The sequence below is a fragment of the Vreelandella salicampi genome (assembly GCF_013415105.1).
Taxonomy (GTDB): domain Bacteria; phylum Pseudomonadota; class Gammaproteobacteria; order Pseudomonadales; family Halomonadaceae; genus Vreelandella; species Vreelandella salicampi.
The window spans coordinates 431,189-445,867 of record NZ_JACCDF010000002.1; the positions used below are offsets into that span (position 1 = coordinate 431,189).

The 14,679-nt window shown below is 56.6% G+C and carries 11 protein-coding genes; 2 read left to right on the forward strand and 9 right to left on the reverse strand.

Going from position 1 to position 14,679, the window contains the following annotated elements; genetic code table 11:
* Window positions 1-15 precede the first annotated feature (15 nt).
* From HZS81_RS04795 to HZS81_RS04810, 4 genes are read right to left on the reverse strand one after another with little or no spacing between them, the layout of a single operon-like run.
* Window positions 16-708, reverse strand: a complete 693-nt coding sequence (locus tag HZS81_RS04795) for a histidine phosphatase family protein (RefSeq protein ID WP_179929391.1) — start codon at window positions 706-708, stop codon at window positions 16-18.
* Window positions 708-1,817 (reverse strand): HprK-related kinase B, encoded by a 1,110-nt coding sequence (locus HZS81_RS04800; RefSeq protein ID WP_179929392.1) that lies wholly within the window; start codon window positions 1,815-1,817, stop codon window positions 708-710. The genes HZS81_RS04795 and HZS81_RS04800 overlap by 1 nt, the downstream gene beginning before the upstream one ends.
* Window positions 1,814-2,725, reverse strand: a complete 912-nt coding sequence (locus HZS81_RS04805) for a GAK system ATP-grasp enzyme (protein WP_179929393.1) — start codon at window positions 2,723-2,725, stop codon at window positions 1,814-1,816. The genes HZS81_RS04800 and HZS81_RS04805 overlap by 4 nt, the downstream gene beginning before the upstream one ends.
* Entirely contained in the window at window positions 2,718-4,166 is a 1,449-nt protein-coding gene (locus HZS81_RS04810) for an aminoglycoside phosphotransferase family protein (RefSeq protein ID WP_179929394.1), read from the reverse strand. Before HZS81_RS04810 ends, HZS81_RS04805 begins: the two co-directional genes overlap by 8 nt.
* A gap of 240 nt (window positions 4,167-4,406) precedes the next feature.
* On the opposite strand from HZS81_RS04810, the gene HZS81_RS04815 reads away from it, so the two are divergent.
* Entirely contained in the window at window positions 4,407-5,627 is a 1,221-nt protein-coding gene (locus HZS81_RS04815) for a GAK system CofD-like protein (protein ID WP_241697368.1), read from the forward strand.
* 22 nt (window positions 5,628-5,649) lie between these two features.
* On the opposite strand, the gene pgi is transcribed toward HZS81_RS04815, so the two are convergent.
* Genes pgi through ptsP form a run of 4 tightly spaced genes read right to left on the reverse strand, consistent with a single transcriptional unit; the run spans window position 5,650 to window position 12,946 of the window.
* Window positions 5,650-7,320, reverse strand: coding sequence for a glucose-6-phosphate isomerase (pgi, locus tag HZS81_RS04820; RefSeq protein ID WP_179929395.1), 1,671 nt, complete (start codon window positions 7,318-7,320; stop codon window positions 5,650-5,652).
* A gap of 45 nt (window positions 7,321-7,365) precedes the next feature.
* Window positions 7,366-9,108: a PTS fructose-like transporter subunit IIB gene (locus HZS81_RS04825; RefSeq protein WP_179929396.1), complete on the reverse strand. Its 1,743-nt coding sequence runs from the start codon at window positions 9,106-9,108 to the stop codon at window positions 7,366-7,368.
* Entirely contained in the window at window positions 9,105-10,076 is a 972-nt protein-coding gene (gene pfkB / locus HZS81_RS04830) for a 1-phosphofructokinase (protein WP_179929397.1), read from the reverse strand. The genes HZS81_RS04825 and pfkB overlap by 4 nt, the downstream gene beginning before the upstream one ends.
* Window positions 10,076-12,946 carry a phosphoenolpyruvate--protein phosphotransferase gene (gene ptsP, locus HZS81_RS04835; protein ID WP_179929398.1) on the reverse strand — a complete coding sequence of 957 codons (2,871 nt, stop codon included), beginning with the start codon at window positions 12,944-12,946 and terminating at the stop codon, window positions 10,076-10,078. Before ptsP ends, pfkB begins: the two co-directional genes overlap by 1 nt.
* Window positions 12,947-13,182: 236 nt before the next feature.
* Here ptsP and cra point away from each other — a divergent pair, with 236 nt between their 5' ends.
* Window positions 13,183-14,160 (forward strand): catabolite repressor/activator, encoded by a 978-nt coding sequence (gene cra, locus HZS81_RS04840; protein WP_179929399.1) that lies wholly within the window; start codon window positions 13,183-13,185, stop codon window positions 14,158-14,160.
* A 15-nt stretch (window positions 14,161-14,175) separates the two neighbouring features.
* Here cra and HZS81_RS04845 read toward each other — a convergent pair whose 3' ends face one another.
* Window positions 14,176-14,652, reverse strand: a complete 477-nt coding sequence (locus HZS81_RS04845; protein WP_179929400.1) for a methylglyoxal synthase — start codon at window positions 14,650-14,652, stop codon at window positions 14,176-14,178.
* Window positions 14,653-14,679 lie beyond the last annotated feature (27 nt).

Genomic DNA, 14,679 nt, shown 5'->3' on the forward strand with positions numbered 1-14,679 from the left:
ATCCGTCGCTATCGTTTAATCGAGTGGGTCTGTCGATTGGCGCTGTTTCCAGTTTCCGTACAGCCGGCTCCAGCCTTGGTTATGCCGCTCGAAAATGACCGGATGACCGTGATACATACTCAACCGCTTAATATCGTGGAAGTATATGACATTTAAATGATAGCAAGCATGGCGAATAGAGGCGCCGTGGCCCACTACGAGCTGTAGGCGCTTAGCTGTCTCAGGTCGCGGCGGTGTATCTAAAAGTGCTTTTAAATGTATGGCGACTCGTTTGCCAGCTTCTAACAGGGATTCCGCGCCATCGAAGGGCAATCTGAAATCGCTGGCTGATTTCCAGCCCTTGGGCAAGGGCTCAAGGCGAGGGTCGAGGGCAACGATCCGTTCTATTTCCCGAACGCTAAGATTGGCTAGCGCCCCAACGCTGCGTTCGCAAAGCGACGAAAAGCTGCGCGAGCAGGGTGTCTCAGCAAACAGCGGTGCTAGCTCTTCGCGGTAGATTTCGGCCGTTTGCCACGCTCTTAACAGCGTCGAGCAGTGTATTTCGGCATTTAGCTGATAGCCTGACGTGGCTAACCACTCGCCTAATCGCCGTGCCTGCTCTCGCACGTCTGCTGCACCCTTTTCCGTGAGGGGGTAAGGCTGCAAGGCGCTGGGGGTATCCGTCCGTTGTGAATACTCACCGTGCCGAATCAGCGCCAGTGCCACCATCAAAGAATCCCTTTGGCTTGGAGTAGCTCAATGGCACGCTCAAAGTCGACGGCGCCGGTCAGGCGGAGTACTTGAACCCCATTGAGGTTCTCTGCATACATCTCGTTAGATTGAGCCCGCTCGGCGGGAAAGCTGCCGTCCGCGCGCTGAAAAAACGGCCCCGGGCCTTTGCGTAAGCCCTCAAGTGCTTCTGGCGTTGTAGCGATATCCACGCTGCTTAACGCTGTGGGTTCTGCGGCGTCTAATGCCCAGTCCAGCAGTATCAGGTGTTTGAGCGTACCGGATAGGGCAGTTTTATCCTCGCCGTAAGCGCTGGGAATCAGCACATCGTACTTGTGCTCAATATCCCATAGCTGGCTTTTGGGCATGCGCTCAAATCGGTTGCGCTCCTCAGCGGGCAGTATGTCGATCAAGCGCTCAGAGTTGACCAGCGTGCCCGGATTCACGCGGGGGTGCTTGGCGATACCGAGAATGTTTACCTGCCCATTTTCGGGCTTAAATAGAATCCGGTCATTGGAGAGAAAGCGTGCCTCTGTGGTTTCCAAAGCTTTCAGCATCAGGGTAGATTTGCCGCCACCGGAACTAGCAGCAATGGCCGTGGTGTTGCCGTTGATATCAAAGGCCGAGGCGTGGCCGAGCAGGAAGCCGCCGCGTTGATGATGATTGAGAAACTGGTTGTTAATAAAGTTGATGACTTGCGATGGGTGCTTGTTCAATTCGCCCATCGCGAGCGGCTCCGTTAACGACTGAAACAGCACCATCTCCGTGCGTACTTTATGAATCCAGCGCCCTTGAGGCGTATCCACGTAGGCTTCTTTTAAACCCAGAGGAGTGGTTTTGGCCCGCTTAACCGGTGTCCATTCGCGGCCGCTGATATCCGAGTGCTTATTCAGCAACAACACTCGCTGCTCAGGTTGGTCAGTTTTATGGACACCTTTTTTGCTCAGACTTGATACAGTTAAGTCTGAATAGTACGCCTCAAGTTGGTCAAGAATGGCCGGCTGGTCAGCCAGTACGCGCAGTGTTAAACCATTGAAGGTAAGCGGTAGCGCGTAGGTACAAGCGGCTTTGGCCCGCACGATTTGGTCATCGTCAAAAAGGTTGATCATTCACTGGCCTCTGCTGTCTCTGCCGCTAATTGGCTAAGCACATAATCACACAGCTTTTCTGCTGCCTCGATGCCACAGCCTTTTAGTGCGCCGCTGAATCCGCCAAAGGCGGAGACCTCAAAGACCACCGGGCCTTCATCGGTCAATGCGATATCTACCGTGGTGAAGCTTAGATCGAAGCATGACTGGGCGTTCCGGCCAAGCTCAATCAGTTCGGGGCTGGCATCAAAAGCCTGATACTTACCCCCACTGCGTATCGTGGTGTTCCAGGCATTGGCATCGCCAACCCGGGCATAGGTGCACAGGTATTCGCCGCCCAGAAATACCATGCCCAGATCCTGACCGCCCAAGTTGACGAATTTCTGAAGATAAAACAGGCCATGCTCAGACTTAAACGCATTGAGCTTTTGTGTATTAACCGTGTCACCGTCTGTTGCATCCAACACCACCATTCCCCGAGCTTTGGTTGAATAGAGTGGTTTAAGGATCGCTTTGCCAAACGCCTTGATGGCGTTCAATGCCTCATCTGTGTTTTCCGTTACCCGGGTTGGAGGCAGTGGCACACTGCCTGAAGCCAGCGCGGCGGTGCCTTCAAGACGGTTGATCAAGCGGCTTATCTGCGATGGGCTACTGAAGCAGCGCACCCCATCCGCTTCAAGGCTTTGCAGCATACGGAGACGATCATCGGCGGCTGGGGAGTAAGTTTCGCTTATTTTTTTAATGACGACCCCGTCAAGCTCGTTGAGTAACACATCACCATAACGTAATTTGCCTGTTTCTAGTTCCAACACGACGTCAGACATATCGATAACGCAGCGGAAGCCGGTGTGCTGTTCTAAGTGATTCGCCAAGACGTCGGTTGACCATTTGCCAGGTGTGCCGATGACGGCAATCCGCTTATTAATCATTAAAAATATCCTCAAGGGGAAGGGTATACTTCTCAAGCGCTTGGGGTGCCAGAAGCGTTATCGCTTCCAATAGGTAGCTTGCTCTAAGTGCCAGCGCGCGGGCAAAATATTTGTCATAAATAAAGCGTGTGGACGTCGCAAAGGAACGGCCTAATGCAATGGCCAGGCGCGCATCAAAGCTTGCATCTTTAGTGTCTTTGGCGAATCGGCGAGCAAACTGATAGAGCTGGCGAATCAAACACATTAATTCCGCTCTGGGGGCAGCATCCATAATCGGTAACCGATAAACCGACACCATCAGTACGGATAGATCCTGAACATAGTCGGAATAAGAGGCACGGTGCAGATCGATAAAGTAAATGCGATCCTTGATTTCGTCGTAGATCACATTGTCGACGTTAAAATCGCCGTGGATCAGCACTGAAAACGGCGCACGCACCTGTTGCTCAAGGGTGTCGACGCGATCAATGAGTTGATCAAAACTTGGGCGTGCTAGCCCGCAAATCGTCTGCTCCACATTAAAAAGCGTCGGGTGAGTGTGGTGGGTTTCTGGCATCCGTTTACGCAGCTGCTGCATATAACGAGGCTGAGCCGGTTCATTGGTACGTGAACTCTTCCAAATTTTTCTCAGCGTTCTGCATAGTTTATCAACAAGCTGATTGGCTTCTTCCCACTGGCTGTTTAATAGCAGCGATTCGAGCGTCCGTCCGGGAAGATGCTCGATCACCATTGAGCCCAGTTCGACCCCCTTTTCAACATGATGGGAAAGCACGGAGGGGGCCACCTTGGGGTAGACCTGCTGCCATTGATGAACCCCGGAGAGCTCTTCAATGACTTTTGCGCTTTGCCCCTCCTTGTAGACCGCCATGACCTCGCCGGAGGCTGCGTGTTCGGCTTTTAATGTCGCAATGGTGCTGCCGCTTCGGGTGAGGGCGAGGCGCTCAACCGTAAAGCCGCCATCGTGATCTGCCATGGTGTGCGCCGCATTTTTTAACTGCTTGTAGTTCTGCAGCCGCACGGCGGGGCCAAAATTGGCGGCCAGGAGCGCGTCTGCGAGTTCCGACAGCAGATGCACCATCCGATGAACCTGAAAGTCCAAGACGGCGCTGTAGCCGGCGTTAGAGGTATCGGGTAAGCGGGCAAGTATTTTGGGGATCCGGCGCCCTATCTTAAGGCCTTGGCGGGTATTGGAATTGTCCACATTAACAATCACCAGCTTGAGTGATTTGCCGACCGAGCGAAGCAGCTTGGCATATTCCTTGAGGTTCTTGTCCGGCACCTGATCAAGATACTTGATATCGGTAAATTCCAGGCAGGCCTGCCCTAAGTGATCAAGCAAATTGGCTAATCGCTCAATGGATTTGGATTGCTGAAAACCTGCGCCATCAATTTTTCGGCGTTGCACGTCAACCGCGACGGCTAGTTGGACTTTTTCCAGCAAGGTGCTTCTGTAACCCTTACGATTCATCAAGCGTTGCGCAGTAGGCCCTTTTGGCTGAGTCACATAAACTTCAACTAACGCAAAGTGATTTTCGATTTCAAATCGTAGAAAATAGAAATGCTCCAGAATTGATGCGTTGATAGCTTGCCCCCACCGTAGGAAGTGCGATTGGATAGGGGGATACTATAAGCACCCCGGCCGTTTTTTGTGTTACATTTTTCTTAAACTTCAAAGAGTTGCATGAATAGAAAACGCGTTACCCACGCCTATATCGATATGCCGAGAGCGCTTGTCAGGGGGCAGGATCTGCGCCTGGCCAGATACCGTAAAGCACCGGAACTAGGGCCGAAAATTCTTTTTTTTAGTGGTGGCACGGCCCTGAGGCGTTTTTCCGAAGTGCTGGCGAACTACACCCATAACTCCATTCATCTTGTTACCCCTTTCGATTCAGGGGGCAGTTCCGCGGAGCTACGCCGCGCCTTTTCCATGCCAGCGGTTGGAGACCTGCGAGCCCGGTTACTTTCCTTAGCTGACGACTCCGTTACAGGCCACCCAGAAGTTGCCGCCCTTTTTTCACATCGGTTGGCGGCCCCAACTCTTGTGCAAGATCTGAAGGCACTCGTGAGCGCTAGGCATTCACTGCTTAAGGCGATTGCTGAACCCATGCGTTCACTGATCCAAAGTTATATTGCCGCCTTTTACAAACACATGCCGGCAGACTTCGACCTGGCTGGGGCGAGCGTGGGTAATTTGATTTTGACGGGTGGCTATCTTATTCACAACCGCTCTCTTGACCCGATTGCTTTTCTGTTTGGCCAATTGATCAAAACACGCGGTACCGTTCGGACGACGACCGACGCTGACCTGCAGTTGGAGGTATTGTTGAAGAATGGTCGGACGATTACCGGGCAACACCGTTTTACCGGCAAGGAAACGGCAAGTATTGATTCTCCCATCCAGTCGATCAAATTAACGGGTGAAGCAGATGATATCGATACCCGAGATGCATCCAAGGTGTGCAAAGAAACCCGTACGCTAATCGATTCCGCTGAGCTGCTGGTTTTTCCGCCGGGGAGTTTTTACAGCAGCGTTATTGCCAATCTGTTGCCTAATGGAATTACCAAGGCATTGAATAAAAACCCGGTGCCCAAGGTGTACGTGCCAAGTTTGGGCACCGATCTTGAAACGCTAGGTATGAACCTGGTTGACCAGATTCAAGTGCTCAATGCGCATTTATCAGGCAAACCTCAAACAAAAGACTCTGCGCCAAAAACGGCGCGATGTTCCATTGATTTTCTACTGTTTGACTCGCAGTTGCTGAGCGTTTCGACCGAACAGCTTGATAGCATCTGTAACAAAATGGGGGTTCAAATTATCGATATAGATTTGGCCCCCGATAATGCTGATCTCGACCGTTACGATGACGTTAAGTTGGCCGAAGCGCTACTTGGGCTTACCTAATCCTGAACCCGTGCCGCCTACGCTAGCGTTTCTTCTTGGCGGGCGTTTTGTCCGCACTTTTTTCAGACCCATTGGTTTCAGATCCATTGGCTTTACCAGGAAAATGGGCGCGCACCAGCTCCAGCAGGCCTTGCGTCGAGGTGTCAAAGTCGGCGGCGTTGGTATCGATGCGTTCGCTGATTTCACCGGCGATGCGTTTACCCAGCTGTACGCCCCATTGGTCAAAGGAGTTAATGTTCCAGATGACTCCTTGCACGAACACCTTGTGCTCGTAGAGCGCAATCAACGCACCCAGGTTTTTCGGCGTTAACTCGTCAAGCAAAAGGGTGCTGGAAGGGCGGTTGCCGGGGCAGCTGTAGGGGTCGTGCTGGCTGAGTTCTTTGCTGTCTCCCTGGCTGCCTTCCATAAAGGCATTGGCCTGGGCGAGCATATTGGTGAGCAGGGCGAAGTGGTGGTCTTCCACGCCGGGTTCGGGTTTGAGCGAGGCAATAAAGTCGATAGGTACGTAGCGTGTGCCTTGGTGCAGTAGCTGGAAGAAGGCGTGCTGGCCGTTGGAGCCGGTTTGGCCCCAGACTATTGGGCCGGTTTTGTAATTCACCGGGTGGCCGAAAATATCCACCGACTTGCCGTTAGACTCCATATCCAGCTGCTGCAGGAACGAGGGCAGCTGATTAAGTGCCTGATCGTAAGGCACGATAGCCTGGGTTTCGGAGCCGATAAAGTTGATGTACCAAATACCGATCAAGGCCATCAGTACCGGCATGTTTTCCGAGAAGGGCGCTTCGATAAAGTGGCGGTCCATCTCGTGGGCGCCTTCGAGCAGCTCGATAAAACCCTCGAAACCGATGGAAAGTGCAATCGGCAGACCGATGGACGACCACATCGAGTAGCGCCCACCTACCCAGGCCCAGAACTCGAACACGTTCTCTTCGCGAATGCCGAACTCCATCGCCGCTTTGCGGTTGGTGGAGGCGGCAATAAAGTGTGCGCCCACGTCGGCGTCTTCACCGGCGTTTTCCAGAAACCAGCGCCGTGCGGTTTTGGCGTTGAGCAAGGTCTCCTGGGTAGAGAAGGTTTTGGTGGAGACGATAAACAGCGTGGTGGCCGGGTTGAGCCGCGAAAGCACCTTCTGGATATGGGTGCCGTCCACGTTGGAAACGAAGTGGAAGTGCAGCTCCGGGTGGCGGTATTTCAGTAGCGCCCGCACCGCCATATTAGGGCCTAGATCCGAGCCGCCAATGCCAATATTCACCACGTCTTTGATGCGCTGGCCGTTATAGCCTTTCCACTCGCCGCTGCGAACCGCCTCGGAAAACTGCTTGATCTGCTCGCGGGTGCGGGTGATCTCCGGCATCACGTCTTTACCGTCCACGTGTACCGGTTCATCGCCCAAATTGCGCAGCGCAGTATGCAGTACCGGGCGGTTTTCGGTGACGTTGATGATATCGCCCGAGAACATCTGCGCCCGGCGCTGAACCAGCGCGGAGTGGTCGGCTAGCTCAATCAGCTTGGCAAGCACTTCATCGGAGACGTGGTGCTTGGAGTAATCTAAGAACAGACCACCTACCCGTAGACTCATCTTCTCAAAGCGCTGCGGATCATTGGTGAAGTAATCACGAATGCGGTCGTTGGCCGTTTTTTCGCGCAGGCGTTCGAGTGCCTGCCAGGTAACGCTGCGGGTAAGTTGAAACATAGAAGGCGGTCCTGTTGTTTTACCATCGTGGTTAGACTGAAAAGCTTAGCTGGCGATCGCCACTTGGGCAGCATCACGTTTAATGAACGCGTAGCCCAGGCCGGTGATCAGCGAGCCCACGACAATCGCGCCAAGATAAAACAGTGCCGGCGTAATGGCATTGGGGATTAGCAGCACGAAGATACCACCGTGGGGAGCCATCAGCTGGGCGCCGGCCAGCATGGAGAGCGCGCCGGTGACAGCGCCACCGATCATACAGGCGGGAATAACGCGCAGCGGGTCTTTGGCGGCGAAAGGAATCGCGCCTTCACTGATAAAGCAAAAGCCCAGCACAAAAGATGCCTTGCCTGCTTCACGTTCTGGGGCAGAGAACTTATTGCGCGCTACAAAACTGGCGATGCCCATGCCAATGGGCGGTACCATACCCGCTGCCATAATGGCGGCCATCGGGCCATAGGTTTCTGAAGCCAGCAAGCCCACGCCGAAGGTGTAAGCGGCCTTGTTTACCGGCCCGCCTAGGTCGAAGCACATCATCGCGCCCAGCAAAATACCCAACAGCACCGCGTTGGTGGAGCCCATGGATTCCAGGAAACTGGTCAGGGCGTTCAGCAGCGCCGCTACCGGTTCGCCAATCACGTAGATCATGGTCAGGCCGGTGACTAAGCTTGCCACCAGTGGAATAATCAGAATCGGCTTTAAAGATTCAACGCTGGAGGGCAGTTTCACATAGCGAGTCACTGCAAGTGCCACATAGCCAGCTAGGAACCCCGCCAAAATACCACCGATAAACCCGGAGCCGATATTAGCCGCCAGCATGCCGCCAATCATACCGGGTGCGATGCCGGGGCGGTCGGCAATGGAGTAAGCAATATAACCGGCCAATACCGGAATCATCAGGGCAAAAGCCGTGCCGCCGCCAATTTGCATCAGCGCGGCAGCCAAGGTGCCCTCTTGCTCGAAGGCTTCAATACCAAATACGAAGGAAAGCGCAATCAGCAGGCCGCCAGCGACCACCATCGGCAACATAAACGACACGCCGGTCAGCAGGTGCTTATAAACGCCTTTTTCTTTAACGCTTTTCTTCGCAGTTGCGGTGCTGCTATTGCCATCCTCTACATCGGCTTCCTTGAGCGCGGCTTCCAGCGTGGGGCGAGGCTTTTTCAAGGCATTGCCGGTAGAGGTGCGATAAATGCGCTTGCCGGCAAAGCGCGTTGGGTCCACGTCGATATCGCAGGCCAATACCACGATGTCGGCTTCGGCGATCTCTTCTTCGGTGAGCTGGTCCTGGGCACCCACCGAGCCTTGGGTTTCCACGCGAATGGCGTGGCCCATGGCTTTACCGGCCTCGGCCAGCGCTTCTGCCGCCATAAAGGTGTGGGCAACGCCCGTGGGGCAGGCGGTGACGGCAACGATTTTCTTGCCGCCTGCGGCACTGTCGGCAGCCGGGGTAGCGGCCGCTGCCGGGGTCGCAGGAGCGCGGTAAATCGGCGCGTCACGCTTGGCTTGGGTTAAAAAAGCGCTGGGGTCGGGCAGGGCATTGGCAATCGGGGCTTGGAAAAGCCGCTTGCCTTCGAAACGCTCGGGGGCGGGCACATGGTCGGCAGCCACCACAATTAAGTCGGCGTTATCGATTTGCTCGGCGTTGGCGGCCTGCAGCGGCGCAATTTCACCGTGCATTTCGACATGAACGCTCCAGCCCATACGCTCGGCGGCTTGCTCTAAGCGTTTGGCGGCAAGAAACGTGGTGGCCATGCCGCTGGGGCAGGCGGTAATTAGGATCAGGTTCATCGCGTGGCTCCCTCGGTGATGGTGTCATCAAGACGCCGTACCCAAGTCTGTTGTTGGAGTGAGTCAAAGTCGTCGGCGTGGGCACTTCCCACGCCGACATGGCGAACCGCCTCGGCAGAGAGCGCCGTGGCGAAGCGAAGCGTATCTTGCGGCGCTAGATGGCTAAGCAGCCCGTGCAGCATGCCGGCGACAAAGGTGTCACCCGCGCAGACCGTGTTGGTGGCCGTCACACTTGGCGGAGTGGATTGCCAAACGCCTTGGCGGCTAACCCATAAAACGCCTTCAGCCCCGGCAGAAATGAGCGCGTTTTCAATGCCGCTGGCGTGCAGGCGCTCGGCCGCAGTTTGACGTTGTGCGTCGGTTTTAAGCGCGCTGCCTGCCCAATCGGCAAGCTCGGTTTCGTTAGGTTTAACGGCGGCAGGCTTTGCTGCAATAGCGGTGAGTAGCGACGGGCCGCTGGTATCGACCCAAAGCGGTGCGTCGTAGTGTTTAAGCGTGGTTAGCAGCTCGCCAAAGGTGTGTTGGTCAATACCGGGTGGCAGGCTGCCCGCCACGACCACCGCTTGTGGTGGCGTGGCGCTTTGAAACAGGCCATCGAGAGTTTCCAGCAGGGTATTGAGGTGCGTTGATTCAATCGGCATGCCGGGGCCATTGATATCCGTCACCCGGCCACTCTGCTCGGCAAGCTTGGCATTAATGCGCGTATTACCCGGTACCCGCACAAAGGCATCTTTCACGCCGTAGTGGGGGAAAGCTAGGCTAAACGGGGCATCGTTATCCTGACCCAAAAAACCGCTAACCGTGACGTCATGCCCCAGGCTTGCTAATACCCGGGCCACGTTCACGCCTTTCCCGGCCGCTTCCAGTTGGGCGCTGGTCGGGCGATTGACGTGGCCAAGCGAGAGCGCCTCCAAGTTGAAGGCTAAATCCAGCGCAGGGTTTAGCGTAATGCATATCACCCGTGCCATTAGCCTTCCTCCAGGGCGTCGCGCACCTCATCGCTAGTGGCTTTGCTAAGCGCCAGTTGGGCGCTGGCTTGGGCATCGGCAAGGTCGAATTCCCGCAGGCGGGCTTTGACCAGCGGAATTTGCCGTGCACTAACGGAAAGTTCGTCAACACCTAAGCCTACGAGCACTGGGACAGCCATCGCATCGGAGGCTAACTCGCCGCACACGCCTACCCATTTACCGTTGGCGTGGGCGGCATCCACGGTCATTTGGATTAAGCGCAGTACCGCCGGGTGCAGGCCGTCGGCTTGGGCAGAGAGCTCCGGGTGGCCGCGGTCAATGGCCAGGGTGTATTGGGTTAAGTCATTGGTGCCTACCGAGAAGAAGTCCACCTCAGCCGCCAGCGTGGGCGCCAACAGTGCGCTGGAAGGTACTTCGATCATGACGCCAAGCTGTACATCGGTAGCGCGCTCTTGCGGCGCAATCTCGTTGAGTAGGCGGTCGTAAATAGCTTTGGCGGCGCGGAACTCGGCCACGTCCTTGACCATTGGCAGCATGATCCGCAGCGGATGGTCAACGGCCGCCATTAGTAGTGCGCGCAGCTGGGTTTCCAAAACGTGGGGTTGGGTCAGTGCTAAGCGAATACCGCGCAGGCCGAGGAAGGGGTTGTCTTCCTGAGGAACCGGCCAGTATGGCAGCGGCTTGTCACCGCCGACATCCAGAGTGCGCGCCACCAACGGGCGACCATCCAGGGCATCGGTGGCTTCGCGGTATTCGGCAATCTGGGTGCTTAAATCCGGCGCACTTGAGTAGGCCATAAACAGGAACTCGGTGCGCAGCAGGCCAACGCCTTCAGCGCCGCGCTCAACGGCATCGGCAGCGTGGGCCGTGTTGCCTAGGTTGGCAGCCACTTCGACCCGGTGCTCATCGCGGGTCTTGGCTTGTTCAAAGCGAGACTCCCAGGCATCGGCTTCCCGCTGCTGCTGATCAAGTAGCTGCTGTTCGGCGCGCTGCAGGCGCGCTTCAGAAGGCTGCGATGTCACGCGGCCACGCTCGCCGTCCAGAATCATCATGCCACCGTTATGCAGCGCCATGACCGTTTCGCCGGCACCGACCACGGCTGGAATACCCAACGCACGGGCCAGAATGGCGCTGTGAGCGGTGGCGCCACCGCGCACGGTCAGCAGGCCGCGAACGCGGGACGTATCCAGGCGGGCAACATCGGATGGGCCGATATCGTCCATCACCAAAATATACGGATGGTCGGGCGGTTCGGGCAGTTGCACATCGCACAGCACGCCCAATACGCGACGGCCGACATCGCGCAGGTCGGCGGCGCGCTCCGCCAATAGCCGGTCGGCCAGCATTTCCTGGGCATGAGCCGCGGTTTCAATCGCTTCCCACCAGCCTGCTTCCGCCGAGCGGCCTTCATGAATGGCATCAATCGCGGCCTGACGCAGTTCGGGGTCGTCGAGCATCTCTTCGTGCATGGAGAGAATGTCAGCCACCTCGCCGCCGGGGGCGTTATGTACCAACGTTTGCAGCTGGGTCGCTCCCTCTTTTAGCGCTGCGTTCAAACGGCTGATTTCACGCTCGGGGTCGCTTGCGTACTCGGGGTAATCAAACTGCATCGGACGAATGACAAACACCGGCGCGATGGCCAACCCCGGGGAGGCGGCGACGCCTGTGTGGGGCGTGTCGGCGGCCAGCGGTTCCGCCGTCGGTTGGGGTGTGTTGGCAACCTGCACGGTTTCGCGGCCACCGTCAAAGGGCGTCACTTTCTCGCCCAGGCCTGTTTCAATGGCTTCAGCCACTGTTTCTAGCGCGGCACTGGCGTTTTCACCCTCTGCGGAAAGCACTAGCCACTGGCCGCGCCGGGCGCCCAAGCCAATGACTTTGGTCAGGCTCGCGGCAGAAACGGCGGTGGCGCTACCTTCTTCCAGGCGAACGTTGATCGGCATTGCCTGAGCGCGGGCAATTTGTACCAGCTGCTTTACCGGGCGGGCGTGCAACCCGTGGGGATTAAGTACCCGCACTCGGCGAGTTTGCGTGTTGGCGGTTTCGCCAGCCAGGGTGGCTAACAGTTGGGTGCTGTTTTTACCTACCAACTTTTCGCTTTCGCCGTTTTCCAGCACGGCTATTAGCTGATCGAGCAGTGGGCGGTGGGTATCGCCGCTGGCCGCCAGGCAAAACAGCGCGTGTACCGGGTGGCCGCCATGGGCAAGCGTTGTATCGGTGGGGGTGGCAACGCCCAGGGCTGGCTGATTAACCCCCTGAGCGTGGCTGGCGAGCCACAGGCCTTTACCCAGCCACAGCGGCGGTTCGCTGGCAACGGCGCTGATAAAGGTGTTATCAACACAGCCGCTTTGGCGTAAACGGGCTGCCGCAGCGAGCGCCAGTTCTTGCGGGTCACGGGCGGGGAAGTTAACGCACAGCGTGTCGGCGTCCAAGCGCGGCGCCAGCACGGGTTTAGATAATAGGCGGGCGACATCAGCGGCAGAGCTGGCGTTGGCCAGCAAATCAGCGACGCCATCGCGGTCTAGTACGTGGGTCAGCTGGCGCAGAATGTCCAGGTGCTCGTCGTTTTGCGCGGCAATGGTGACTAATACGTGCACTCGCTGGCCGTCGTGCCACTCGACGCCGTTAGGGAATTGCAGCACCCGAACCCCGGTGTGCTTCACATACTGGCGGCTTTCTGGCGTGCCGTGGGGAATGGCGATCGCATTGCCAAGATAGGTTGACGATTGTGCCTCGCGGGCATGAAGGCCTTCACGATACTCGGCCTCAACCAATCCAGCATCTGCAAGGGCATTGGCGGCACTGTCGAGAGCTGCGTGCCAGTTCTCCGCATGGCGGTCGAGCAAGATGTCATCTGGGCCGAGTGTCAACATAGGGGTCTCCTGTAAACGCGGTCAGGCAACGGCAACGTCTGCGATTGGCGGCGCAGGGGGCGCTTAAACGTTAGTCGTAGAGTTGTTGTGGTTAGCTGGATGAATCGTGTCACCTGTGTATAGTTGGCTATGCTGAATCGATTCACTTTGGGACACAAGCGTTGTCTTTTTGAACTTTAGTCTAGGCAAGGTGAGGCGGCTGCTAAACTCCCGCCTTAATCTAAGGAGAAGCCAGCATGACACTTGCCGACATTGCCCGGCTCGCCGGTGTTTCGCGTACCACGGCAAGCTATGTAGTTAATGGCCAAGCCGAACAGCGGCGCATTAGTACGGCGACCATTGAAAAAGTGATGGCTGTCGTTCGTCAGCACCGCTATCACATTGACCCACAGGCGGCAGCGCTTCGCCGCGGTGCGAGTCGGCTGATCGGCTTAATCGTGCCGGACCTTGAAAATATTAGTTACGCGCGCCTGGCCAAGCGCTTAGAGCGTGGTGCACGGGAACGGGGTTATCAACTGTTGGTGGTCAGCTCTGATGACTGTGCTGATAGCGAGCGTACCTTGGCACTGGCGCTGCGTGCTCAGCGCTGCGAAGTGCTGATTACCGCCAGCTGCTTGGCGGAAGACGACACTTTTTATGCCGACTTGGTAGACGAGGGTTGGTGCGTGGTGGGGATGGACCGTGGGCTTGCGCCATATCAGTTTGCCAGCGTGGTAAGTAATGACCAAGAAGCGGCTTATGCGCTGACTCGCTCGGTGATGACGGGCAGGACCCGTCGAGTGGCGTGGTTAGAGGCAATGCCGAGCCTCTCGATCAGCCGCGAGCGGCGGGCGGGCTTTCAGGCGGCGCTGCAAGACACCTCTGTCGAGCCAATTTTGCTTAGCGGTACGCACTATGAGCGTAGCGAAGGCGCACACCTGGCAGCGCAATTGCTGGATGAAAAAGGAGGGGCTGATGCGCTGGTTACCGCGTCTTATGTGCTTCTGGAAGGGGTGTTTGATGTGTTTTTGGAGCGGGGCGGGTTACCCGAGAAGATGCGCTTAGCCACCTTTGGTGATCACCGGCTGCTGGACTTCCTGCCGCAACCGGTGAATTCAGCGCTGCAGGATTATGACCGCATCGCCGAATTGACCCTGAATTGTGCGCTGGATGCCATGAACGGCGATTACCAGTGTGGGCAGCAGGTGGTGGCGCGCCATTTGCGTACCCGCTAGTTTGTTCTTTGCGCTTTAAACCGTTCGGGCTTGAGCCCACGACTCTGCATCGGGAATCGCCATATCGTAGCGTTCGCTTAGGTAGGGCGATGACAGCAGAAAATCAGCGCTGGCCGTGTTGCAGGCCACGGGGACGTTCCATAGTGCCGCCAAGCGCAGTAGGGCTTTAACATCCGGGTCGTGGGGCTGTGGAGCAAACGGGTCCCAGAGGAAAATCAGTACGTCGAGCTGTTGCTCAGCAATACGTGCGCCAATCTGCTGGTCGCCACCTAACGGCCCGCTCATTAAACCTTCTACTTCAAGACCCAGCGCGTTTTTAAGCCGCTTGGACGTGGTGCCTGTGCCAATCAGCGTGTGCTGGCTGAGTGTTTCCTTCCAGCGTGTTGCCCACTCCAACATTTCAGCTTTTTTGCCGTCGTGGGCAATCAGCGCAATGCGCTTGCGCGCCTGCAGCGTGCGAACGGCTTGGCGGGGTGGGCGTGCGTCGGTCATGGCATGGCTCTCCAGGTCACAGTTGCA